A 23654-nucleotide genomic window follows, 5' to 3' on the forward strand; every position below is an offset into this window, starting at 1 on the left:
TCACATTGAAAATAAAGACCACGCTGATCAACATCTGCTGTTTGACGTTACTGTTGGTTGCGGGTCTCCCTGTAGCACAGGAGACGGCATCTGGTGATCACGTCAAGGTACGTTGGCTGGCACCTGATACATTTCGCCAAGGAATGAGAGAGACGGTTGGATTCTACTTTGAGGTAGATCCTGGATGGCATGTGTATTGGCGTAATGCTGGAGATTCAGGGGCGGCTCCACGGTTTGAGATGGAGGCTCAGGGGGCTTTATTAGGGCCGATCGAATGGCCATTCCCAACGCGCCTCCGGGTAGAGCATCTTACTAACCTGGGGTACTCCGGGAATGTTGCCTACCTGTTCCAGCTCCTCCCAGATATGCGCACGCAAGAGGTGACCCTGTATGCGGACCTGGAGTGGTTGGTTTGTAAAGTGGATTGCATACCGGGCTTTGCCACTATGAGCCTTGTACGGTCGGTTGCAGAGCAGGCGGCTTGGCCAGCTGCAGATCTGGCGTTAAGGAATTACTTTGCCAACAGGCTTCCAGGGGGAGAAAGTGAGAGCCCGTGGCAACCAGTATCCATTTCAGCGCGAGGTAGTGAGCATATTACTTTGCAGCTCAGTGGGAATCGTAGCGATGAAATACCTAGTATTTTCCCCGTAAATGGTGACTTGTACTCTGCGTCTGAGCCAGAAGTTCAGCGCGAAGATGAAACTCTCCTCTACAAGTTCAAGCGTCTGCCAGGCTCTGAGATTATTGAAAGCAGCGATTTTGTGATTACAGACTCGAGCCGGGCCTGGAAAGTCTCTGCCCCCCTCTTATCCCAAGTGGAAATTGAGAAGAGCGCGACCTCTATATGGCTTTTACTTCTGTCAGCATTTATTGCCGGTCTCCTATTGAATCTGATGCCCTGTGTTTTCCCGGTGCTGTCCATAAAGCTATTTGGACTGATTAACGGTGGTAATCGCCGAGCCGAACGTTTGCGTGAATCTTTCCTATATAGCGCCGGCATTATGGTGACTTTTCTTGCTTTGGGGCTTGCTTTATTGGCGCTACGCTGGGGAGGGTTGGCCGTTGGCTGGGGTTTTCAACTTCAGTCACCGGTTGTGGTAATTGGGTTAATTATGCTCTTCTGGCTGATGGCCCTATCCTTTAGCGGCTTTTTTGAGTTTGGGCACCGATTAATGGGGCTTGCTAGCTCCAGTAGCCGTGGCTCCTTTACCACCGGTGTTTTAGCTGTCTTTGTTGCCGCCCCCTGTACCGGTCCATTTATGGGAGCAGCTCTGGGAGCTGCGGTGGTGATTCCTCCACTTCAGGCTCTACTCATCTTCTTATGCCTCGGTTTAGGGCTCGCTGCGCCATTTATTTTGATGTGTGCAAGTCCTGTAATACTGAGGCATCTGCCAGCTCCAGGTCCATGGATGGAGAAGTTGCGTCAGTTTCTTGCATTTCCGCTTTACGCAACGGTGATATGGCTACTATGGATTTTAGGGCGCCTAGCTGGGGACTCAGGTTGGTTGGCCGGTTTAAGCCTGTTGCTCGTTGTTACTCTTGCAATCTGGCTAGTAAAAAATTTTTCCAAAAAGGGGGGAGCAGCGGGTCTGATTTGTGTCGCTGCTATTTTGCTAATATCTCTACCGGCAATCCGTATGGAGGGTGGTGAGCAACCTGCAGAAATGGCGTATGACTGGCATCGTTATGACAAGGCACTGTTGACGGAAGCCTTGGATAATGGGCGCCCTGTATTTATTGACTATACCGCAGCCTGGTGTATTACCTGCCAGGTAAATAAAAAGCTGGTGCTTGATACCCCAAGTGTACAAGCATTATTTAAAAAGAATAACGTGCTTCTAATTCGGGCTGACTGGACGCGTTATAACCCTGAAATTACCCAAGCTTTGCAGGATTTAGGGAGGAACTCTGTACCTGTATATGCATGGTATCCTGCAGGAGAGAAAAAACCAGAGTTACTTCCACCACTGCTGCAAGAGTCTTTAATTGCAGCACTGTTTAGTAAGCTCTTAACTGTTAATAGTGAGGATGGTTAATTATGAAATTACTTTTCAACGTGAATAATTCGATACTTAGAGGAGTTTTGCTTTTATTCCTGATGTTGCCGAGTGTTGTGTTGGCAGCAGCCGTTCCTGGACAAAAAGCGCCAGAATTCTCAGTAGTGGATGCTGCTGGAAAAACTCACAATCTCTCCGATTACACAGGCCAATGGTTGGTTATTGAATGGTTTAATAAAGATTGCCCCTATGTCAGGAAACACTATGGCAGTGGTAATATGCAGTCCCTTCAAAAAAGGTATACAGCACAGAAAGTAAATTGGCTCACGGTAATTTCTTCCGCTAAAGGAAAGCAGGGCTATTTGGAGCCAGAGCAGGCTATGGCAGTTGCACAGAGTCATAACCTCGGCGCAAGCGTACCCTTCTTGCTGGATACCTCTGGAGTTATGGGGCGTGCTTATGGAGCTAAAACTACCCCGCATATGTTTATCATTAATCCTCAGGGGGAAGTCGTATATGCTGGAGCCATTGATGATAATGACTCCGCCAATCCTGCGGTTATAGGCAGTTCACACAATTATGTTTCTGCTGCACTGGATGCTTCACTGAAGGGACTGGCTGTGCCCAAGTCCTCGTCGCGGGCTTATGGGTGTAGTGTGAAGTACTAAAGGAGTTTATTTGGGGTGGAAAAAGCTCGTTATAGCTACCTGATTCAGGCGTTGATATTTATCACCTTGGTGGTACTAATGGTTACTGCCGTGGGTTATTTCCACCAAAGAGATATCCCTGAGAACCAGGCCCCTCAGTTAGAGGGGCAATCGCTGCAGGGAAATCTTATTGATCTAAAGCAAATGTACCCTAAAGGTCCAGTATTAATTTATTTTTGGGCAACCTGGTGCCCCTATTGCCGGATAGTTTCCCCCGCTGTGACTGACCTGTCTCGGGATTACCAGGTTGTTGGTGTTGCGATGCAGTCTGGAACAGAAGAGGTGGTTACCGAATATATGCGGAATCACGAACTTGCTTTTCCTTCTCTAAATGATCCATATGGTGTTTTAAGCGCCCAATGGGGCGTAAAAGTGACGCCAACCTTGCTGATTGTCGACACTGACGGGCGCGTTGCCTGGGTCACTACTGGAGCCACATCCAAGTTGGGTTTGCAGTTGCGTTTAAAAATGACAAAGTAGCTAGTCAACATTAATGTCACTGTGTCGTATTTAAGCTTATATCAAACTCTCTTTCCCCGAGCCTGCGATGGTTGGCGTTAAAATTGCTCAATTGCCGGGGAGGACAGCCCTTATAGATATGCTTCTATAATTCCTTAAAGGTCTGTCTCTTGCGCTGGAGAGTGGCGTGTCGGTTATTGATTCTTTTGACTATCAAGATCTGGATGCGCAAAGGGTCGGCCGTTTCGACTTTGGTATCAATACAACCTTTATTGTATATCGGTTGGGTGACACTATTATCGATGCCGGCCCCAGTAACCAGTGGAAATACGTCAAGTGGTTTGTAAAAAATAAACCTTTTCGGCAATTGGTCCTCACCCATCACCACGAAGATCATAGTGGTAACGCCGGAGCAATTTATAAGCTTACTGGTATACAGCCAAGAGCCCCTAAGGCGACAGTAGAGATATTAAAGAGAGGTTTTCGGATACCGCCAATACAGATGCTGATTTGGGGGAGGGCCGGGCGTGCGGAAGCTGCGCCACTACCAGAAGATTTAAGGTTCTCCGGCGAAAAGGTAGTTGTTATTCCCGCACCTGGGCATGCCAAAGACATGACCTGTTATCTGGTTCAGGATCGAGGGTGGATATTCACTGCTGACCTGTATGTGGCTAGTAAGTTAAAGCTATTGCGTAAAGATGAAAGTATTCCAACTTTAATGCACAGTATCAAAAAAGTACTCACCTATGATTTTGATATTATATTTTGCCCTCATAGAGGGATTGTAGAAAAAGGAAAAATTCGCTTACAAGCCAAGTATGATTATTTGTTAAATCTTGCAACTGAAGCACGGGAATTGGACCGGCAAGGATTGCCTCTTGGTGAGATTACCCACCGGCTATTGGGAAGGGAAAACTTGATGAGTGTCGTGTCCGGTTACAACTTCAGTAAGAGAAACTTAATAGCTTCCTGTATGCGGGTTGATCCTACAGAAGTGTCTAATTATTGATCTTTCACTAAGAATAAGAAAAGTATTAAATCACGTCCGTATGCAATTTATAAATGAGTACCGATTTTATATAAATTGGTACTTTTAATTAAGTTGTTGCTATTCCTGAATGCCCTCAATTTACAATCAGTCTTTCGACTCTCTCATGTTAGTATTCGCAACATGTATTAAGGGATATTAGATGAGCTCAAAGATGAAGAAGGTTGGCCTTTTGGGTGGAATGAGTTGGGAGAGTACAGCAATTTATTATCGCCTGATTAATGAAGGAATTGCTCAAAGGTTAGGAGGGCTGCACTCGGCCGAAATTCTACTTTATAGCGTCGATTTTGAAAAAATTGCACGGTTACAAATGGAGGGTGATTGGGCTCAGGCAAGTAAGCTATTGGTTGAGGCGGCAATATGCCTGGAAAAAGCTGGTGCTGAGGGCATTTTATTGTGCACTAATACTATGCATAAAGTAGCTGGAGATATTATCGAGACTCTTGATGTACCTTTTTTACATATTGGTGATGCTACAGCTGAAGCACTTAAGAACAGAGGGATAAAGACCGTCGGCTTGTTGGCGACAGCTTTTACTATGGAGCAAGATTTCTATCGTGGCTATATGCAGGAAAAGTATGGGATTGAGGTTTTGATTCCGGAGCCCAGCGATAGAGAGATAGTCCACCAGGTTATTTACGAAGAGCTCTGTAAGGGGAGAGTCCTTAATAGTTCAAAAATGGAATTTATTCGCATTGTGGATTTGCTATCCAATCGAGGTGCCGAAGGTGTGATCCTAGGGTGTACAGAGATTTGCATGTTGCTTTCGCAAGAGGATACCTCTACTCACCTGATGAACTCCACAGAGATTCACGCTCAAGCCGCAATAAAGTTCGCACTTGATTGTTGAATAGTGTTGCTAGGTTTACTTAGAGATATCTTTGTCAACCAAAAGTTAGACTGATGCTCCACTGTGACATCCATTAAAGCAACTCTACTAGCTTCGAAGTGTATCAGTGGGTGGTTTTTTTATAACACAAATCCACTCTTGTTAGGCTTGCTTGTCCCATATTCATTAGTTTTTTAGTATTAATCTCTTTTGTTAAGTGGGTTTTCTGTGGACGTTTGTCTGTGAGTTAGAGCTGACAAGATAAAATATCTTCACAGTATTTGTTTGTGGAAATGATATTTATCATGTTTATTACGGTAGGCTAAGGTTATTTTTTCACCTCAAGTCATCAAATAAGTTTCATTTGTCCTCTGTAGAAGTTATTATTTGGGATATACCCTTCTTGTGTATGTGCGCTCTATTTTGCTTCCTCTTGTAATAGAATTTAATTTAATTATTTAATTAGATTTATTTTATTTTTGGCAGTTTTGTCAGTATCTACATTTTTAGTCGTTCTTAATTTTTAAATTGCCTTTTTTGCTCTTGCAAATTGTAGTTTTTCTGGCATTTTCTCTGGTTGTCACACTTCTTGCAGTGAATGTATTGGTGGTAACCTCCCTCTGCATAAGCGAGCTTTCAAGTGCGTAAAAAATTTTTATTGATCTCCTGGAGCACTACCTTAATTAGCCAATTTATTTTTGCTGTAACGCACAAATTGGTTTAAGTGAAAGCTGGTTGATTTGGCTCGGAAGAAAATAAGAGATAACTAAAACAGGGTATTTCTCCTATGAATGAAAAAAAGAAGCGCTGGCTTACGGCCTGTGGCGCTCCCTCTCTGCTGGCAGCTTCGATTGCTGCATTAAGCAGTCCCACTTTTGCTGAAGATGCACTCCTTGAGGAAGTGATAACAATCGGTACCCGTGTTGAAGGGCGCTCCGCTACAGATTCCTCTGCTCCCATCGATATCGTGACCGGAGAAGAATTTGTAAACCAGGGTGATGGAGATCTCAGTAACCTGCTTAGAAACGTTGTTCCATCCTACAACGTTAATGCAAAGCCAATTTCTGATGCTGCCTCAATCGTTCGCCCTGCAAACCTGCGTGGACTGCCACCCGATAGCACACTGGTTCTGGTAAATGGTAAGCGTCGCCATCGCGCTGCCGTCATTTCCTTCCTCGGAAGTGGTGTTTCAGATGGTGCCCAGGGGCCAGATATCTCTGCAATTCCGGCGATTGCTCTGAAACAGGTTGAGGTCCTGCGTGACGGTGCCGCAGCCCAATATGGCTCCGATGCGATTGCCGGCGTTATCAACTTTCAGTTAAAGGATGCAGCTGAGGGCGGCACGGTTGAAGCCAAGTATGCAACTACCGCTGAAGGTGATGGTGATCAGAGTACGATAGCGGCGAATTTTGGCCTGCCTCTGACAGACTCTGGTTTTGTGAATGTCAGCCTTGAGTATCGTGAGCAGGATTCTACCAGCCGCAGTGTGCAGCGGGATGATGCAGCCCAGTTGATCGCCGATGGCAATACCTATGTTGCCAATCCTGCGCAGATCTGGGGCCAGCCAGAAGTTAATGACGACACCAAGTTCTTTGTTAACAGTGCCATAGAGCTAAATGATACTGCTGAGCTGTATGCCTTTGGTAACTATGCCAGCCGCGAAACAGATGGGGGCTTTTACTTCCGGAACCCGGAAACTCGTCCCGGCGTTTATGCGCTTGATGATGAGCCCTTAATTGGTGATCTGGATGCTAGCAATGGTATCTATGATTGTATTGGCATGACCCATGAGGAAGCACAGTCTAGTGATGAGTGCTTCTCATACACCGAAATGTTCCCTGGCGGATTTACTCCGCGCTTTGGCGGTGAGCTAGAGGACTACTCAGCGGTATTTGGTGTTCGTGGTGAATTTGCAAATGGCATTGGCTACGACGTAAGTGCCAGTACCGGTCACAACGAAGTAGACTTCCTAATCTACAACACCGTTAACGCTACGCTCGGGCCTGACAGCCCGACCAGATTTAGCCCTGGCGGTTATGTACAGGAAGAAACCAATTTCAATATAGATTTGACTAAGAGCATTGAACTTGCCGGAATGCCACTGTTCATGGCCACGGGCTTTGAATGGCGTGAGGAAGAGTTTGAAGTTAAACAGGGTGATACAGCCTCCTGGCAAGTCGGCGATCTGGCAGAGCAGGGTTTCTTGATTGGTTCGAATGGGTTCTCTGGTTTTGGTCCAGAGGTTGTAGGTACTTTTGACCGGGATAATATTGCGCTTTACACCGACTTCGAACTCGAAGTCGTCGAAGCTCTTCGGTTAGGTGCGGCACTGCGTTGGGAAGATTTCTCTGATTTCGGCGACACTTCCAATTTCAAATTGTCAGCCCACTATACAATCAACGATGTGATTGCCCTGCGCTCTACGCTGAGCACCGGTTTCCGTGCCCCGACACCGGGCCAATCCAACATTACCAATGTCACTACCGCCTATACCAATGGTGCATTGGCTAATCGGGGAACCATTCCTCCAACTAACCCCATTGCCGTATTGAAAGGCGGTGAGCAGCTGCAGCCAGAGGAGTCTCAGAGCTTTACTTTCGGTACAATTATTGCCGCAGGTGATTGGGATATTACCCTGGATTACTTCCTCATTGAGGTAACAGATCGAATCACTCAATCTGCTAACCAGGAACTGACTGATGAAGAGCGCGATCAGCTGGTTCAGGATGGCATCAGTGGTGCTGATTCCTTGGAATATTTCCGTTTCTACACCAATGACTTCGATACCCAAACCCAGGGTGTTGACTTAGTGGCGACTTACCCACTCGGTGATGCAACAGATTTCAACCTGGCTTTCAACTGGACGGAAACAGAAGTTACCGATTTCAGTACGGATACCATGGATGAAATGCGTATCAGGCAGCTGGAGGACGGACTACCAGAGGTGCGTGGTAATGCATCTGTCACCCATAGCGGTGATAGCTGGCGCGGCCTAGTGCGACTCAACTACTACGGTAGCTACTGGGAAGCACATTTGGATGATTACAGCTTGCCTATTGATGCCGGTGATGAATGGACAGTGGATATTGAGGCTGCTTATGACTTCAATGATTCCATGACCTTGATCGCAGGTGCGGAAAACGTATTCAACAACTACCCGGATAAAAACCCCTGGTCCGGTGTTGCTGGAGCGGAATATCCAGAAACGGCACCTATGGGATTTAATGGAGCTCTGTACTACGTAAGAGCGCAGTATGAGTTTTAAGTAGTTCTAGTTGCTTTGTAGCTGGCTAACCTGGTATTTCTTAATACCGGGTTAGCCGATTACAGAGCTAGTCACGCTAAAAGTAGCGGGATTTCTTACATATCCCACAGTGAATTTGTGGCCATAGATAAGGTAATTCTTTCCTTATCTTGTATTTGTTTCAGGTCTTCAAACACCTCTTTCACCTCCATCGACTCAATTGCTCCATACACCGCCTGATAGAGTTCTGAGAAATAGCGGTCTACCTCTCGTCCCATATTATTAATTTCACGAATTGTCGGTGGATCACTCAGATTGAGGCGGCGAATAAATTCATTGGCACTTTCTTCATGGGTGTATTGCAGCCATGTCTTCATAACCTTATTTTGCGCTACATCACTGTAGTTCTGTAGGTTCTTTGCCATTCTCTGCTCATGCTCAAGCATGTGTTTTAATAGCAATTGGGTTCGGTAGTCCTCTGATTTGTCCAGCAAGGTCTCGTATACCGCTGCCATTTCCAGGTGAAATCTCTCAGCATCCTTGATGACTTCAAATGCTTGTTTGAAAGTCTTCATAGTAAGTACCCTCTGATGACCAGGCTATTGCCTGGGCTTTAAAATATTATTACATCAGCACTCGCTCTCTACTTTATATAGCATTTATCCAGTTAATAAGGACCTGTGGAAATATTCCGAAAAAAACCAGGGCAGCGGCGAGAGTTGAGATTAAAAACTGCCCTGAGGTGGTAATTTGTAACGTTTCGCTGTTACTGCTGGTGTCAATGGCATCTCTTTGTACCATCGTAAGTAGAAGACGAAGATAATAGAAGAGGCCCAACGCACTACCAATAACCACACCTGCGAGAAGAGCCCACATTTTTCCTTCAACACCTGCGGTAAAGACGTAAAACTTCCCAATAAACCCAATAGTTAAGGGAATTCCAGCCAGAGATAACAGCATTAGAGCAAGACAGCTCGCCAGCCATGGACTACGCCAGAGTAATCCCCGGTAAAAGTCCCTGTGATAGGGATCATCTGCACTGTCGGTCACGTCACTGACATTTGTTCCATTGGTTAGTTGGGCGGCCTCCACTGAATCAGCTATCAGGCCAACAATTGCAAAGGCTCCTAGTGTAGTAATGACATAAGCGACCATGTAATAAATAACCGCCTCTGTACCAAACGCGCTATTGCCGATGATAAACGCCACAATTAAATAGCCTATATGGCCGATTGAGGAGTAGGCCAGCAGCCTTTTGATATTGTTTTGCATCAGGGCCAATAAATTTCCTATCAACATGCTAGCTATGGCGGCGATTGTCAGTAAGTCAATAAGAATAGGGCTCTGATAGAGGTTTAAGGTATTAAAGAATCTCAACAGAAAGGCAATTACGGCTGTTTTTCCCACTGTGGCGATCAACGCCGTCGTAGGCGTAGGTGCGCCCTGGAATACATCGGGTGTCCAGATATGAAATGGAACCAGTGATAACTTGAAAGCAACAGAAATGACCAGCAGAGTAGCGCCGGTTGCAAAAAGAGCAGAAGTCTGAGAAAGATCCTGTATACGTGCAGCGATACTGCCAAAGTCCAATGCCCCAGACGCCGCATAAATTAATGCAATACCGAATAGACCGAGAGCGGTAGAAAGTGCTGAAAGGATTAAGTATTTAAAGGCAGATTCCAGGGAATTTACTTGATCTTTACTTGAGGATAAATTGCCAGTAACCGCAAATCCCAACAGTGGATACAGTGCGAGGCTAATTAATTCTATACCGAGGAAGAAAGTGGCAAAGTGGCTGGCAAATACCAGGGTGCTTGCTCCCAAAATGGCAAGTAAATGTAGTATATAAAACTCTTCTGGATAGCTATCCGGATTTCTATTCAGGTCACACCGAAGTTTTAAATAGTTGTACCCCATAACGCTGACGGCTATGGCGGTAACTAATATCAGCAGACAGAAGAACAATGAGTTGTAGTCAATCGAGAGTAGGGCAGTCACTTGAATGGACCCGTTATTGACCGATAGGGTGGCTCCAACCCAGAAACAGGCAATGATAGCGGCTATCAAAGTGATAAGAGTTGTAACCAGAGCGCCCGCATGATTTCTCCAGAAGGATACTTGGAGCAGCAAAATTACAATACCGGCACTAATCAGTAAAAGCGGTAGGATAGAAAATAGTTCTTGGGCACTCATAGAGATGTACCTGTATTAGCGCTTTTAGCAGTAGGAGAGGATAAGCTTGTTGAAGTTTCCGGCCCTGTCTTTTCTATGACGACTTCTTCATTTTCGGGGGGCTGAAATTTTTGCATTGATTTGGCAATCGTAGGCTCGGCGATATCAAAGATAGGCTGGGGGCGGAGCCCGAAGATCACGAGAAGCACCGCCAGTGAAAGAAGCGCGGATATCTCCCTGAGGCTTAGATCACTGACAGTTTTCCCCTCTGTAGCGGGCTTCAATTTGTCATTAAACTTGCCGAAGAAGACACGCTGCATCATCAATAGTGCATAGAGCGCTGCTCCAATAAGCCCAATTGCTGCAATAACTGTTAACCAGTGATTAGCTTTAAAGCTACCAACAAGTACCAGGAATTCGGCAACAAAATTACCCAGCCCAGGCAGTCCCAGAGAGGCGATGGCAAAGAAGAGTGCAACGGCGGACAGCTTTGGCAGAAGAGACCAGACACCGCCGAGCTGGCTCATATCCCGAGTATGGAGACGATGCTGTAGTGCGCCTACTAATGCGAAGAGTGCAGCGGTACTCAAGCCGTGGGCGATCATTTGCATCACTGCGCCCTGCAGGGCGATAGTATTCAGCGCATAGAGCCCCAATAGAACAAATCCCATATGGCTCACACTGGAATAGGCCACAAGTCTTTTCATATCCTTCTGAGCGAATGCCAGCGATGCGCCGTAGACCACACTGATGGCTCCAATGGTCATTGCAACCGGTGCAAAAGCTTGTGAACTCTCCGGGAATAAGGGCAGTGTAAAACGTAGTAAACCATAGGCTCCTGTCTTCAACAGAATCGCCGCCAGCAAAATACTGCCGGCAGTAGGGGCCTGGGTATGGGCGTCAGGTAGCCAGGTATGGAAGGGCAGCGCTGGCAACTTGACGATAAAGGCAATAAAAAATCCGAGCATTAGCCAATAAGCTGCTGTTGCAGACAGTTGAGCACCCAACAAATCCATATAGTTAAAGGTCAGTTGCCCGCTATTCCGATAGTGGATAAATGCCAAGGCAACGATGGCAATCAGCATTAACAAGCTGCTTGCCTGGGTGAAAATAAAGAACTTTATCGCAGCGTAGACTCTGCCCTCATAGCCCCAAACTGCAATCAACAGCAGCATGGGAATCAGCATGACTTCCCAGAAGAAAAAGAATAAAAACAGGTCGATAGCGGTAAACACACCGACAATACCGGCCAGTGTCCACAGGTAGTTAAAATAAAAGAAGCCGCGTCGGAAGGTGACATCATTCCAGGTCATTACTAACCCAAAGATCCCCATCCCCATTGTCAGTAGCAGCATAAGAAAGCTGAGTCCATCAATCGCCAGATGGAAGCTGATCCCAAACCTGGGTATCCAGGATACCAAAAGGCTATCCCACCACTGACTGCCACCTGTAACAGCTGTGGACTCTGCCTGGGGGAAATAGCTGATCAAGAGTAGGGATGCGATAATCAGGGAAACCAGGCTGATTAAGCGTCCACCCTCATAGAGATGTTTCTCTGCCAGCCAGGCTAATATTCCCCCAACAAATAAAATTATAATTATTGCCAGTAATGTCATAGAGCCACCAACAGGGCTAGGAATAAAATTGATCCGGCTACAAAGGTGGCCAGGTACCAACGTATTTGGCCGTTTTGTGAAGAGCTGAGGGCGTTATTTAAATGTGCACTCAGCGAAGCGGTACCCTTGTAGATGCTGTCGATAATATCTTTGTGGTTAAGGGCGGTGATAAATTTAAAAGGTCTTACAAAGACCCGGTCATAGACCCAGTCAAAACCCCATCCCTTAAACCAAAACTGCATTAGTGGAGAGCGCTGCTCCCCAACTTTCTTCTCGAACAGGAACATTTTCCAAGCGATAAACAGGCCGATCAGCGGCATAGCAATGGCAATGGCTTCAATGACCCAGGAGTGGTGTTCATCGGTTGGGGTGCCAAAGACTCCCTGTAGAGGTGGAGCGAGAATTCCACCAAATAGAGCAAGCACAGCGAGGAGGCCCAAGGGAAGCATCATCACCGTGTTATTGGCGTCTTTACAGTGTGAGGAGGCGCTGCCCTCACTGCCCAGAAATGCAAGAAACAGAACCCGGAAGCTATAAATCCCTGTGACCAGTGCTCCCAATAGACCGGCAAGCCAAAGCAGGTTTACTCCTTGATGATATTCATAAGCGCTGAGCAAAATATGATCTTTGCTGTAGAAGCCGGACGTAAATGGGAGCGCTGCCAGGCAGGCGCAACCGATGGTAAAGCAGATAAAGGTAAAGGGGATTTTGCGATAGAGGCCGCCCATGGCAAAGATATTCTGCTCGTGATGTACGCTCAGGATTACTGACCCTGCGGAGAGGAAGAGCAGAGCCTTGAAGAAGGCGTGGGTCATCAAATGGAAGATGGCTCCTGACCAGGCACCGACACCCAGGGCCAGGAACATATATCCAATCTGGGAGATGGTTGAATAGGCCAGGACCCGTTTGATATCACTTTGTGCGATAGCACTGAATCCGGAGATTAATAGAGTCAGAGCGCCGACAATGGCCACAGCCGTCATGGCGGTTCCAGACAGCTGGTAAAGCGGGTGCATGCGGGCGATCAAGTAGACCCCGGCCGTCACCATGGTGGCAGCGTGGATAAGGGCGCTGACGGGAGTGGGGCCCGCCATCGCATCGGGAAGCCAGGTCTGGAGTGGAATCTGTGCTGACTTACCCACAGCGCCACCCAGTAACAGCAGCATAGCGATGGTGACAATTTGAGTGTTGACCTCGGGATTCCCTGCCGCTGTGATGAGCTCCGGTATATTTAGTGTTGAGAACTCAAAGAACAACAGGAACAAGCCGATCGCCATGGCGGTATCGCCGACGCGGGTGACGATAAATGCCTTCTGTGCCGCCGCGCCGTTTGCAGGGTCCTTATACCAAAAGCCAATGAGCAAGTAGGAACAAAGACCAACGCCTTCCCATCCCAGATAGAGAAGTACCAGGTTGTCCGCCATTACAAGAATTAACATGGCAGAGACAAATAGATTCAGGTAGGAAAAGTAGCGGCGGAAATCCGGATCTTCACGCATATATCCGGCTGAGTATAAGTGGATAAGGAAGCCCACTCCGGTAATGATCATCAGCATTACCAGGGTTAGCCAGTCCACATGAAAGGTGAAGCCTAGCTGGAGGTCTAATACCCGCATCCACTGCCAAACTGACAGTGTAACGACCGATTCCGGGTTGCCCAGAAAGGTGGAGAGTGCGAGGTTAAAAACCAGAATCGCTGCGATTCCCACACTGCCCACACCAATCAGGCTTACTAACTTTTGTGAGGGTTCCTTTTGTGTAAACAGTGGAATACTGATGAGGGTCAGGAAACCAAGAAAGGGAAGCAATGGTATCCAGGCTAGTGATCCGTTCATATTAACCCCTCAATCCATTGAGCTGGTCAATATCGACCGTGTGTTTGCGATAATAGAATTGCAAGACCAGCGCCAGTGCAATGGCTACTTCGGCAGCGGCCAGGGTGACAACAAAAACAAACATCACCTGCCCATCAGCATTGCCCCAGTGTGCGCCGGCGACAACAAACATTAATGCTGCGGCATTGGTGCAAATTTCAATACACATCAGCATAAAAATAATATTTCTTCGGATGAGTAATCCGGCTAACCCCAAGCAAAACAGAATGGAGGCCAACAGCACGCCAGCCTCCAAACCAGGTGCAGATTCGATAGGCATAGCTTCACTCCGGTTTAACTGTTCTTCTGTGTCGGGCGAGGTGAAAAGCTCCAACAAGCCCCGCCAAAAGCAGCATTGAAGCCAGTTCGACAGCGAGAACGTAATGGCTAAAAAGTGCAATACCGACCTGTTTGGGCCCGATATAGTGATAGGTTTGCTCTGAAGGAATTTGCCCGCTACTAACCAGCAGAAGTAGCTGGATTAACAAAATGGCTGATAGAAGGGCTGGGCCAATCCAGGTGTGGGGTTGTAACCAGGCTTGCTCCTGTGCAACTGAAGCGTCTCCCTGATTGAGCATCATGATGACAAAAATAATCAATACCATGATGGCGCCGGCATAAATAATAACTTCCAAAGCTGCTGCCAGGGGAGCGCCAAACTGGTAGAAAATAACGGCAACCGACAAAAGTGAAGTGACAAGATAAAGTAGCGCGTGGACCGCGTTCTTGTGAAAAATAACCATGGCGGTTGAGACAATGGCAACCGCAGCGGTTAAGTAGAAAATGTAATTCACTGGGAAAACCTCTTTTTAGTTATCAGCCCTATTGAAATCAGAGATTTAGGCTTTTTACATTAATGGGCTCGGCCTCATTTTGAGCTTCGCCCTTGTCCTTACCTGAGATGGCCTTTCCTGCAATTTGATAAAAACTGTAATCGTGATACTTACCGGGACCACTGATTAGAAGATCTTCCTTTTCGTACACCATGTTTTGCCGGTCGTACTCGCACATCTCAAAGTCAGGTGTTAGCTGGATGGCATAGGTTGGGCAGGCATCTTCACAAAGCCCGCACATAATGCAGCGGGAAAAATTGATACGAAAATATTCGGGGCGCCAGCGGCCGTCTGGATCTTCTGTTTTTTGCAGTGAAATACAATCAGGAGGGCAGGCAACGGCGCAGAGATTACAGGCAACGCAGCGCTCGTCACCGTTGGGATCTCGGGTGAGCACGATCCTGCCACGATATCTGGGTGCCAGGTAGGGCTTTTGGTCAGGGTATTGTACGGTAACGTTCTTCCGGAACAGGTGTTTAAATACCAACCACATGCTGCGAATCTGGCTTGAAATCATTTCTTTGGCCTCGCACGCTTATTTTAATTTTCTAGGCAGTCCACAAAAGTACCGCTGCGGTAGCCAGTAGATTGATCAGGGCCAGAGGTAGCATGACCTTCCAGCCGAATTTCATTAATTGGTCATAGCGGGGGCGTGGAATCGCCGCCCTTAAAAGAATAAACACACCAACCAGAATGGCAGTCTTCAGGCAAAACCAGATAAATGGGGGCAGTAGGGGGCCGTGCCATCCACCGAGAAACAGGGTGGTGATTAGCGCTGAAATTAGAATCACTGCCAGATATTCACCCACAAAGAACATGCCGAACTTCATACCGGAGTATTCGGTATGGAATCCCGCTGTCAGTTCGTGCTCAGCTTCCGGAAGATCAAATGGAGTTCTGCGGCTCTCGGCAATACCGGCAATAAAGAAAACAATAAAACCCAGGAATTGAGGGATGATAAACCAACCATCTGCCTGGGCATTAACAATCTCGCGCAGATTGAAACTGCCTGAGAGCATAACAACGCCCATCAGGCTCAAACCCATAAATACTTCATAGGACACGGTTTGAGCGGCAGCCCTTAGCCCACCGAGCAGAGCATATTTATTATTTGATGCATATCCCCCAAGAATTACGCTATAGACCGCAATAGAACTCATAGCCAGCACAAACAGTAAACCGATATTCAGGTCGGTGACCCCAATATTGGGCGATACGGGCACTACGGCAAAGGCAATCAACATGGTTGCCATAACTACAGTGGGTGCCAGTACAAATACGGGAATATCTGCAAATTTCGGAGTGAAGTCTTCCTTAAAGAACAGCTTGATCATATCTGCAATAACTTGCAGGGTGCCAAATTTTCCGACCCGGTTAGGGCCCGGACGATCTTGCCAAAAACCCAATAGGCGGCGCTCGCCCCAAGTTAAAATGGCTGCTAGCAGCACGGTAACTATCAATACGCCGAAAATATTGAGCAATATGATCCAGATATTTGTGCTCATAATTAGTCCTCTTGCCCGATTGCGGAGCTTTCTTCCACTGGCAACAGATTGGCGCCCCCAGGTAATACGGGGGCAAGAGTTTCAAGCCCTGGAAGACCATAGGGCACACCCAGGCTGCCCGAAGGTTGGCTATCGGAGATAACCACACTGCCCCGGAAAACACCGCTATTGGTGTCTAACGCCACTGTATCTCCCTGGTTGAGGTTGGCACTTTCGGCATCACCGCGATTTAAAGTAAAGAATGGCTTATCGATCACTGTAGCGATGGCCATTGCGCGGTTACTGAGCTCTTCCGAACCAAACATTCGGTAAATCGGCAGTGTCGCTAGACTGTGGTTATCGCTATCTGTATCGCCATCGGAGGCTGTGGGCAAGGACCACTCCGATAGTGCTTGCTCTCGCCGCTGGATATATTTACCCGAGGCACCACCACGGCGTTCGCCACCCACTTCCTGCTGAAACTTGAAAATTGATTGGTTGGAGTTCCATCCGGGAGACCAGATATTGGCTTGCAGCGGTGACCGGTTTGGATTGTGCACGCCTTCCATGCTAAAGCTCATAGGAGCATCGGGGTCTTGGTGTGGGGGCTCCTCTGAGACATGTTCCTCTGCGTGAATAGCCGTGCGCCCACTGTAGCGAGCGGTTTGCCGAGCAACCTTCAGCCCTTCAATCCGGAAATTTTCATCCGGCCCTAAATCTTTGATGACCTTGAGTGAAGCAACACTTTCTGCCAGGGAATCGGTGATATCCGGGCAGTGATTCCAATTGATAATAGTGTCGATACTCTCGGAGTGTTCTGTGCAAAAACCAGCGGCATCTACCAGCCAGCGCCAGCTCTCCTGGATATAGCCAGTGCCTTCATAGACCGCATAAAATCGCTGTGCCAAACCAGTATTGTTAACAAATGTCCCTTGGGATTCGGCCGTTGCGGATACAGGAAAGATTAAGTCGGCATGTTTGGCGGTTTCATTGAGCAGGGTGTCCAGCAGAATGATATGGTCGACGCTGGCAAACAGACTGTTTAACTCTTCACTCGCGATTCTTAAGGAGAGGTCATTCTCCAGAATCACTAGGGTTTTATCGATATTGGTTTTGTCATTCTTGAGTTCAGTGATCAGATGCTCAAGGGAACCGGTTTCGGGCTCAAACAGCTGAATAACTCCCAAGCTATTAGCCTCTTCACAACACAAGTATAGAGACGTGGGTTTGCCATTTTTTTCCGCCAGTGCACAGGCGATTTTTGCTGCGCTGTGGGTTAGTTGGATATTCTTGCTACTGGTTCCAGAGATGATCACTGGGTTCTTGGCCGCAGTTAATATTGCAGAGATTCTTTCAGCTTCCTCCAGATTCTCTGCACTCAGTGAAGTTTTGTTGCTTTTAACCTCCAGAATATTATTGGCAATTGCCTGGCTGATTTGGGCAGCCTGTTCCGGCAGGGTATAGATCGCTTTACAGGTAATATCTGAGATCTGATTGAGTTCAGTGCCGATAAAAATAATCGGGCTGGGTTCACCCTCTAATTGTCGAACAGAAGCATCCTGCCACAAGGGTATTCTTAATGATTCAGCTTGTTCTTTTTGGCGGCTCCGTGCTGCTTGGCGAACTGCCAGGGCAACCCTGGGGGCTGTGTTGTAGATATCTTCCCCGAGTATCAATACAACATCTGAATTTTCTATCTCAGGGATGGTCGGGCTGTGGATATTGGCATCGCTCTGAATTCTGTCTACAAGGTGTAGTAGCTGCATATCCCGCTGGTTGAGGCCAGAGAAGAAGTTATCCCGCCCTACAAACTTTAATAGGGCGAAGTTATTTTCCAATGATGCCCTGGGTGAACCAATGCCGATCAAGCGGTGCTCATCTCTCTGTGCTGATGCGAGTTTTTCTGAAAGTGAGAATACTGCATCCTTGGGGGAAACCTCTTTGTGCAGACGTTCATCAGTTTCTGCTGTAGAGCTGATCACATCATCTTTGCGCGCAGAAAGTACCTGGGTTATCCGGCTCTTACTGTTGACATATTCGTATCCAAAGCGCCCCCGGTCACAGAGAAAATAGCCGTTGATATCGTGGTGATATAAGTTAACCACACGGCGCAACATCGGGTCTTGGTTGTTGCCGGATTCCCTCGCTCCTGGCGCGGTGTTGCAACCCACGGCGCAGTGTTCACAGACTGAGGCAGCTGTTTGCAAATCCCATTTTCGGACAAAGTGCTGGCTGAAGGTCTTATCGGTAAATACTCCGGTGGGGCACACTTCGACAAGGTTCCCACTAAAACCATTTTCCAGCATGCCCTCAGTATTGCGGCCAAAAAAGACCTGGTGATTGCGGCCCAGTGCTTGTAAATCCTCGCCACCGGCATAGTCGTGATAGAACCTGACACATCGATAGCAGGTAATACAGCGATTCATTTCGTGATTGATAAAGGGGCCGAGATACTGGTTTCGGTGGGTGCGCTTGGTACCCTGATAGCGGCGCATGGTATGACCGGACATTTCAGTCATATCCTGTAAGTGGCACTCGCCGCCCTCCTCACAAACCGGACAATCATGAGGGTGGTTGGTCATCAAGTCTTCTATCACAGAACCGCGAAAATCTTTCGCAGCTTCCGAACTGACACTGTAAATACCGCCGTCTTTTATCGGCGTCATACAGCTCATAATCAACCGGCCCCGTTGATCTTCGCTGTCCTTATGCTCGATAACCGCACATTGGCGGCAGGCGCCAACAGAACCCATGGCGGGGTGCCAGCAAAAATAGGGGACATTCAAACCCAGGGACAGGCAGGCAGTGAGCAGGTTTTGATCTCCATCAACCTGGTATTTATTACCGTCTATTGTGATGGTTGGCATTTGAAATCCATTTTCTTTTTATTAATGCTTTCAGGGGCAGGGTTGTCGCGCTAATTTATTGGTAGGGGCAACAACCGCCTTCAATATGGTCGATAAAATCCTGTTCAAAGAGTTTTAACGCGCTTTGTATAGGCTCTGCAGCGCCGGGAGCCAGGGCGCAAAAGGTATTGCCGGGGCCAATACGCTCACACTGTTCCCTGAGGAGTTCCAAGTCTTCTTTAGTCCCCTGGCCAGACTCTATTCTCTCCAGAATTTTGACGGCCCAGGGCAAGCCGTCCCGGCAGGGGGTGCACCAGCCACAGGATTCCCGCGCAAAGAACTGGGTCAAGTTCAGTACCAAGCCAACGGGGCAGGTTTTATCGTCGAGCACGGTGATCGTGCCGGTCCCCATACGGCTGCCGGCCTTGCCGATAACGTCGTAATCCATGGGAAGATCGAGGTGGTCCGGGCCGAGGAAGTCGGTCGATCCTCCACCGGGAAGAATGCCCTTCAGTTGCAGGCCATCTTTCATGCCACCGGCATGTTGTTCAATAATTTCGCGAATGGGCGTCCCCATCGGGAGTTCCCAAGCTCCTGGATTATTAACCTTGCCGCTAACACCAAATATTTTGCTTCCCGCATCGTCACCCCGGCTAAGGTTTTTGTACCACTCCACGCCGTGGCTAATTAAATGGGGGAGGTTGCACAAGGTCTCTACATTGTTAACGACAGTGGGTTTGCCCCAAAGCCCGCTGACCTGTGGAAAGGGGGGCTTGGCGCGGGGAATGGCCCGCTTGCCTTCAAGGGCGTTTAGCAGTGCGGTTTCTTCACCACAGATATAGTTACCGGCGCTGCGGTGCAGACAGATCTCCAGATTAAAGCCACTGTCGAAAATATTTTCGCCAATCATGCCCTGCTGCTTGGCTTCATCGATTGCCTGTTCGAGCCGGTTTGCAGCCAGGTGGTATTCACCACGAATAAAAATATAGGCGTGAGAGGCGCCAATGGCATAGGCGGCTATCGCCATTCCCTCAAGAAGGAGGTGAGGGTCTCGCTCCATTAGCAATCGGTCTTTGAAGGCGCCGGGCTCCATTTCATCGGCGTTACAGACAACGTACTTTTGCTTGGGCGAATCTTCACCCCTAGGTACAAAACTCCACTTCAGCCCAGTGTTAAACCCCGCTCCACCGCGTCCGCGCAGGCCTGCATCTTTTACTTCGTTGATAATATCGTCCGGTACCATGGTGATGGCTTTGCGCCAGCCCTGGTAGCCGTCGTTTTCCACATATTGCTCAATAGTGGCGGCAATATTTTCACTGGAAATATTTTTAGTCAGTGGATTTATCAGCATGGTATTTTTTCTTCTTATCGATTAATTCATCAATACCTTTCTCATCCAAATGGCGGTGCATCTCCTCGCCGAGCATAAGGACTGGGGCTTTGTCACAATCTCCCAGGCAAGGCGTTTCCAGCAGGGTGAAAATCCCATCTTCGGAGGTCTCTCCAGGCTGGATATTTAAGCGCTCAGATATTTTTTTCTGCAAATTATCGCAACCCATAATCCAGCAGCTGGAGCTTTTGCACAGGTAGATCACTTCCTTGCCTACTGGTTGGCGGAAAATCAACTGGAAGTAGGTGGCGACACTCTCAAGTTCTGCAACGGGAATATCCAGATAATTGGAAATTGCCTGGAGGCTCTCATCGGAAATCCAGCCGCGATGTTTCTGTACAATCCGCAACGCCTCGAGCCCCACTGAAGTTTTTTCGTGGTAGTGGGTGGCTTCCTGATCAATTTCCTCTTTTTCTTGTACTGTTAAGGTCGCCAGGGTGTCTGCTGAATTGCTATTGCCTTGCTCCATTACTTCAATCAATTCCGGTTCTAGTAAGCTGGACATAGTCGCCCCCGAGATAGAACTTGCGGAGGTTTCGTTGAGGCGCTGCTGCCATCTGTGTGTGCGATGGCTGAAACGCTGGGTATATTTCCGTGCACTTTTCTACTCCGCTGCTGTACGGCCCTGTGCCTGCCGTAGTTTTTTATTGTTATCTGTCCACATCCGCCATGACGAAGTCGATGCTGGCAATAATGGCAATAAGGTCAGCAATCAACAGTCCGTTGGACATTAACGGAATCATTTGCAGGTGTGGGAATGAAGGGGTGCGAATTCGGGTCCTGTATGAGGTGGTCCCCCCATCACTAACGATCTGGTAGCTGTTGATTCCTTTAGTGGCCTCAATGGGATAACACACTTCGCCGGCTGGCATTACCGGTCCCCAGCTGTTATTCACAAAGTGCTGAATTAAAGTCTCGATATCCTCCATGGTGCGCCCCTTTCGCGGAGGGGTAGTCAAAGGGTGGTCCGACTTATAAGGGCCTGCCGGCATATTTTCCAGGCACTGGCGGATAATCCGCAGGCTCTGCCATATCTCATCCACCCGGACCCGGCAGCGGTCGAAACAGTCCCCACCATCGTAGCTGGGAATCTCGAACTCGAACTGATCATAGCCGCTGTAAGGGCGCTTTTTACGCAGATCCCAATCCAGGCCCGTGGCGCGAAGCCCTGGCCCGGTAACCCCCCACTCAAACGCCTCCGCCGTATCGTAGACACCAATGCCACGGGTGCGGCGTTGCAGGAGTTTGTTTTTAATTACCATGCCGTCGTAATCGGCTAAGCGTGCGGGCATATAGTCAAGAAATTCCCGCACCATCTTGTCCCAACCCTGGGGTAAGTCCTGCGCTACTCCGCCGATACGGAACCATGCCGGGTGCATTCTGCCGCCGGTAATGGCCTCAACTATTCCAAACAGTTTTTCCCTATCGATAAACATATAGAACACGGGAGACATCTGCCCCACGTCCTGGGCAAAGGTGCCAAAAAATACCAGGTGGCTGGATATGCGGAAGAACTCGCACATCATCACCCGTATCATCTGTGCGCGTTCAGGGACCTTAATGCCGGCGAGTTGCTCCAGTGCCATCACATAGGGCAGGTTGTTCATGACACCGCCGAGGTAATCGATACGGTCGGTGTAGGGCACATAGGTATGCCAGGCCTGGCGCTCGGCCATCTTCTCTGCACCGCGATGGTGGTAACCGATATCTGGCACTGCATCGATAATCTGTTCACCATCCAGCTGAAGGGCTACACGGAATACCCCGTGCACACTGGGGTGATTCGGGCCCAGATTGAGGAACATAAACTCTGAGTCTTCATTACTCCTGGCCATGCCCCAGTCTTCCGGCCGGAACAGCAGGGCGTCTTGTTCTTTGCGCTCCTTCTCTTCTGACAGACTAAATGGGTCGACTTCGGTAGCTCGGGCGTGGTGATCCTTGCGCAGTGGATGCCCCTTCCAGGTCAGCGGCATCATGATTCTCTGTAAATGGGGATGACCGGGAAAGTCGATACCGAATAGATCCCACACTTCCCGTTCATACCAGTTGGCATTCTCCCAAACGGCAGTAATAGTCGGTGCGCTCAGATCACTCTCGGGAAGAGCCACCTTGATACGGATAAATAAATTGCGGGTAAATGAAAGTAGTTGATATACCAGGGTGAAATCGCTGGAAGGCTGTTTTTCGGTTCCCTCCCCACGGTTGACCCGCAGCCGTTCGTCGATAGCACTCAGGTCATACAGCATTTCAAATGGCTGGGTGATATCCCGCTTGAGAAAGAGCAAAAGAGGGATCAAGGCATGTTTCTCGATCCATAGTGTGGGCATATCATCACAGTGTGGCTGCCACCAGAACGAGTGAAGCTTATATCCGGTGTCGAGGTCCCGAATAAATGCCTCTGCTGCTTTCCTGTAGGGAGTTGCTGTGTGGACAGTTTTCGCAATTACGCCAGTCATTGGCTATTCCGTTGTTTTTTTCTTATTCCATGAAGCCTAAACACTGTCGGGCGCACGTAGCATGTCAGCTTTCATACGTTCCTCCCTATGGAGATCACGCTGACTGGGCTTTGGAACCTTGTGAGTTCCTTGATCATCGACAACCCAGCTGAAGGCTCGTCTCTCCGCAGCCACCGACTTTTGCAGCAAGGTTAATCCCTGCAGTAGGGCCTCTGGGCGCGGTGGACAGCCGGGCACATAAACATCGACCGGGAGAAACTTATCGACCCCCTGAACCACACTGTAGATATCGTACATACCGCCGGAATTTGCGCAGGAACCCATGGAGATGACCCAACGAGGCTCGATCATTTGCTCGTAGAGTCGCTGTACCACTGGTGCCATTTTCAGGAAAACCGTCCCTGAAATTACAATCAAATCCGCTTGTCGTGGGGTTGCTCGGATGACCTCAGCGCCAAATCGGGAGATGTCGTGGCGGCTGGTGAAGGCGGTGGCCATTTCTACATAGCAACAGGACAACCCGAAGTTAAATGGCCACAGGGAATTTGAACGGCCCCAGGAAACCAGCTCTTCGAGTTTGGTAAGGAGAATATTTTTTTCTAAATCTTGAGTGCTTATTTCTTCAGAAGGATTGCCGTGTTCGGTAGCAATCAGGTCGTCGGCTTTGCTCAGCTTCCAGCGCATTATGAATTCTCATTG

General features: G+C 48.3%; 19 protein-coding genes. 6 read left to right on the forward strand and 13 right to left on the reverse strand.

The genetic code is table 11. The annotated features are described in order from the left end of the window. Positions 1–5 precede the first annotated feature (5 nt). The 6 genes from ACJJIE_RS21500 to ACJJIE_RS21525 all read left to right on the forward strand — a co-directional run bounded on the left by ACJJIE_RS21500 (position 6) and on the right by ACJJIE_RS21525 (position 8305). The gene (locus ACJJIE_RS21500; protein WP_444892921.1) at positions 6–2036 is read left to right on the forward strand and encodes a protein-disulfide reductase DsbD family protein; all 2031 of its coding nucleotides are present in this window, start codon (positions 6–8) and stop codon (positions 2034–2036) included. Positions 2037–2038: 2 nt separating this feature from the next. Next, on the forward strand, positions 2039–2665 hold the full coding sequence (locus ACJJIE_RS21505; RefSeq protein ID WP_413664578.1) for a thioredoxin family protein: 627 nt from the start codon (positions 2039–2041) through the stop codon (positions 2663–2665). 15 nt (positions 2666–2680) lie between these two features. Continuing rightward, a complete protein-coding gene (locus tag ACJJIE_RS21510) occupies positions 2681–3184 on the forward strand; it encodes a protein disulfide oxidoreductase (protein ID WP_444892922.1) in 504 nt (167 codons plus the stop codon). A gap of 166 nt (positions 3185–3350) precedes the next feature. Then, complete coding sequence (locus ACJJIE_RS21515) at positions 3351–4172, forward strand: MBL fold metallo-hydrolase (protein WP_444892923.1); 822 nt, start codon at positions 3351–3353, stop codon at positions 4170–4172. Positions 4173–4353: 181 nt separating this feature from the next. Further along, complete coding sequence (locus tag ACJJIE_RS21520; protein ID WP_444892924.1) at positions 4354–5061, forward strand: aspartate/glutamate racemase family protein; 708 nt, start codon at positions 4354–4356, stop codon at positions 5059–5061. A 766-nt stretch (positions 5062–5827) separates the two neighbouring features. Beyond that, the gene (locus tag ACJJIE_RS21525; protein ID WP_444892925.1) at positions 5828–8305 is read left to right on the forward strand and encodes a TonB-dependent receptor plug domain-containing protein; all 2478 of its coding nucleotides are present in this window, start codon (positions 5828–5830) and stop codon (positions 8303–8305) included. A gap of 95 nt (positions 8306–8400) precedes the next feature. Here the strand turns inward: ACJJIE_RS21525 and ACJJIE_RS21530 are convergent, their stop codons facing one another. The 13 genes from ACJJIE_RS21530 to ACJJIE_RS21590 form a co-directional block, all read right to left on the reverse strand. Then, positions 8401–8859 carry a hypothetical protein gene (locus tag ACJJIE_RS21530; protein WP_444892926.1) on the reverse strand — a complete coding sequence of 153 codons (459 nt, stop codon included), beginning with the start codon at positions 8857–8859 and terminating at the stop codon, positions 8401–8403. Positions 8860–8932: 73 nt separating this feature from the next. Continuing rightward, positions 8933–10477, reverse strand: a complete 1545-nt coding sequence (locus ACJJIE_RS21535; RefSeq protein WP_444892927.1) for an NADH-quinone oxidoreductase subunit N — start codon at positions 10475–10477, stop codon at positions 8933–8935. Further along, on the reverse strand, positions 10474–12072 hold the full coding sequence (gene nuoM, locus ACJJIE_RS21540) for an NADH-quinone oxidoreductase subunit M (protein ID WP_444892928.1): 1599 nt from the start codon (positions 12070–12072) through the stop codon (positions 10474–10476). The genes ACJJIE_RS21535 and nuoM overlap by 4 nt, the downstream gene beginning before the upstream one ends. Further along, entirely contained in the window at positions 12069–13907 is a 1839-nt protein-coding gene (nuoL, locus tag ACJJIE_RS21545) for an NADH-quinone oxidoreductase subunit L (RefSeq protein ID WP_444892929.1), read from the reverse strand. The genes nuoM and nuoL overlap by 4 nt, the downstream gene beginning before the upstream one ends. Before the next feature lies 1 nt (position 13908). Further along, positions 13909–14226 carry an NADH-quinone oxidoreductase subunit NuoK gene (gene nuoK / locus ACJJIE_RS21550; RefSeq protein ID WP_444892930.1) on the reverse strand — a complete coding sequence of 106 codons (318 nt, stop codon included), beginning with the start codon at positions 14224–14226 and terminating at the stop codon, positions 13909–13911. 4 nt (positions 14227–14230) lie between these two features. Continuing rightward, positions 14231–14740, reverse strand: coding sequence for an NADH-quinone oxidoreductase subunit J (nuoJ, locus tag ACJJIE_RS21555; protein ID WP_413664586.1), 510 nt, complete (start codon positions 14738–14740; stop codon positions 14231–14233). Positions 14741–14777: 37 nt separating this feature from the next. After that, positions 14778–15296 (reverse strand): NADH-quinone oxidoreductase subunit NuoI, encoded by a 519-nt coding sequence (gene nuoI / locus ACJJIE_RS21560; RefSeq protein ID WP_282934031.1) that lies wholly within the window; start codon positions 15294–15296, stop codon positions 14778–14780. Between the two features lie 31 nt (positions 15297–15327). Further along, entirely contained in the window at positions 15328–16284 is a 957-nt protein-coding gene (nuoH, locus tag ACJJIE_RS21565; protein ID WP_444892931.1) for an NADH-quinone oxidoreductase subunit NuoH, read from the reverse strand. A gap of 2 nt (positions 16285–16286) precedes the next feature. Next, positions 16287–19130: an NADH-quinone oxidoreductase subunit NuoG gene (nuoG, locus tag ACJJIE_RS21570; RefSeq protein ID WP_444892932.1), complete on the reverse strand. Its 2844-nt coding sequence runs from the start codon at positions 19128–19130 to the stop codon at positions 16287–16289. A gap of 55 nt (positions 19131–19185) precedes the next feature. After that, a complete protein-coding gene (nuoF, locus tag ACJJIE_RS21575) occupies positions 19186–20460 on the reverse strand; it encodes an NADH-quinone oxidoreductase subunit NuoF (RefSeq protein WP_444892933.1) in 1275 nt (424 codons plus the stop codon). Then, positions 20438–21004: an NADH-quinone oxidoreductase subunit NuoE gene (gene nuoE / locus ACJJIE_RS21580; protein WP_444892934.1), complete on the reverse strand. Its 567-nt coding sequence runs from the start codon at positions 21002–21004 to the stop codon at positions 20438–20440. The genes nuoF and nuoE overlap by 23 nt, the downstream gene beginning before the upstream one ends. Before the next feature lie 145 nt (positions 21005–21149). Further along, positions 21150–22955, reverse strand: coding sequence for an NADH-quinone oxidoreductase subunit C/D (gene nuoC / locus ACJJIE_RS21585; RefSeq protein ID WP_413664590.1), 1806 nt, complete (start codon positions 22953–22955; stop codon positions 21150–21152). 36 nt (positions 22956–22991) lie between these two features. Beyond that, the gene (locus ACJJIE_RS21590) at positions 22992–23639 is read right to left on the reverse strand and encodes an NADH-quinone oxidoreductase subunit B (RefSeq protein WP_282934025.1); all 648 of its coding nucleotides are present in this window, start codon (positions 23637–23639) and stop codon (positions 22992–22994) included. Positions 23640–23654: the final 15 nt, after the last annotated feature.

Source organism: Microbulbifer maximicatervae (SeqCode), from assembly GCF_052467325.1.

What these genes read in the sequence shown, in the direction of transcription:
- ACJJIE_RS21505 (WP_413664578.1), top strand. Translation starts at nt 2,039, where the DNA reads ATGAAATTACTTTTCAACGTGAATAATTCGATACTTAGAGGAGTTTTG.
- ACJJIE_RS21520 (WP_444892924.1), top strand. Translation starts at nt 4,354, where the DNA reads ATGAGCTCAAAGATGAAGAAGGTTGGCCTTTTGGGTGGAATGAGTTGG.
- ACJJIE_RS21525 (WP_444892925.1), top strand. Translation starts at nt 5,828, where the DNA reads ATGAATGAAAAAAAGAAGCGCTGGCTTACGGCCTGTGGCGCTCCCTCT.
- ACJJIE_RS21530 (WP_444892926.1), bottom strand. Translation starts at nt 8,859, where the DNA reads ATGAAGACTTTCAAACAAGCATTTGAAGTCATCAAGGATGCTGAGAGA.
- ACJJIE_RS21535 (WP_444892927.1), bottom strand. Translation starts at nt 10,477, where the DNA reads ATGAGTGCCCAAGAACTATTTTCTATCCTACCGCTTTTACTGATTAGT.
- nuoM (WP_444892928.1), bottom strand. Translation starts at nt 12,072, where the DNA reads ATGACATTACTGGCAATAATTATAATTTTATTTGTTGGGGGAATATTA.
- nuoL (WP_444892929.1), bottom strand. Translation starts at nt 13,907, where the DNA reads ATGAACGGATCACTAGCCTGGATACCATTGCTTCCCTTTCTTGGTTTC.
- nuoK (WP_444892930.1), bottom strand. Translation starts at nt 14,226, where the DNA reads ATGCCTATCGAATCTGCACCTGGTTTGGAGGCTGGCGTGCTGTTGGCC.
- nuoI (WP_282934031.1), bottom strand. Translation starts at nt 15,296, where the DNA reads ATGATTTCAAGCCAGATTCGCAGCATGTGGTTGGTATTTAAACACCTG.
- nuoH (WP_444892931.1), bottom strand. Translation starts at nt 16,284, where the DNA reads ATGAGCACAAATATCTGGATCATATTGCTCAATATTTTCGGCGTATTG.
- nuoG (WP_444892932.1), bottom strand. Translation starts at nt 19,130, where the DNA reads ATGCCAACCATCACAATAGACGGTAATAAATACCAGGTTGATGGAGAT.
- nuoF (WP_444892933.1), bottom strand. Translation starts at nt 20,460, where the DNA reads ATGCTGATAAATCCACTGACTAAAAATATTTCCAGTGAAAATATTGCC.
- nuoE (WP_444892934.1), bottom strand. Translation starts at nt 21,004, where the DNA reads ATGTCCAGCTTACTAGAACCGGAATTGATTGAAGTAATGGAGCAAGGC.
- nuoC (WP_413664590.1), bottom strand. Translation starts at nt 22,955, where the DNA reads ATGACTGGCGTAATTGCGAAAACTGTCCACACAGCAACTCCCTACAGG.
- ACJJIE_RS21590 (WP_282934025.1), bottom strand. Translation starts at nt 23,639, where the DNA reads ATGCGCTGGAAGCTGAGCAAAGCCGACGACCTGATTGCTACCGAACAC.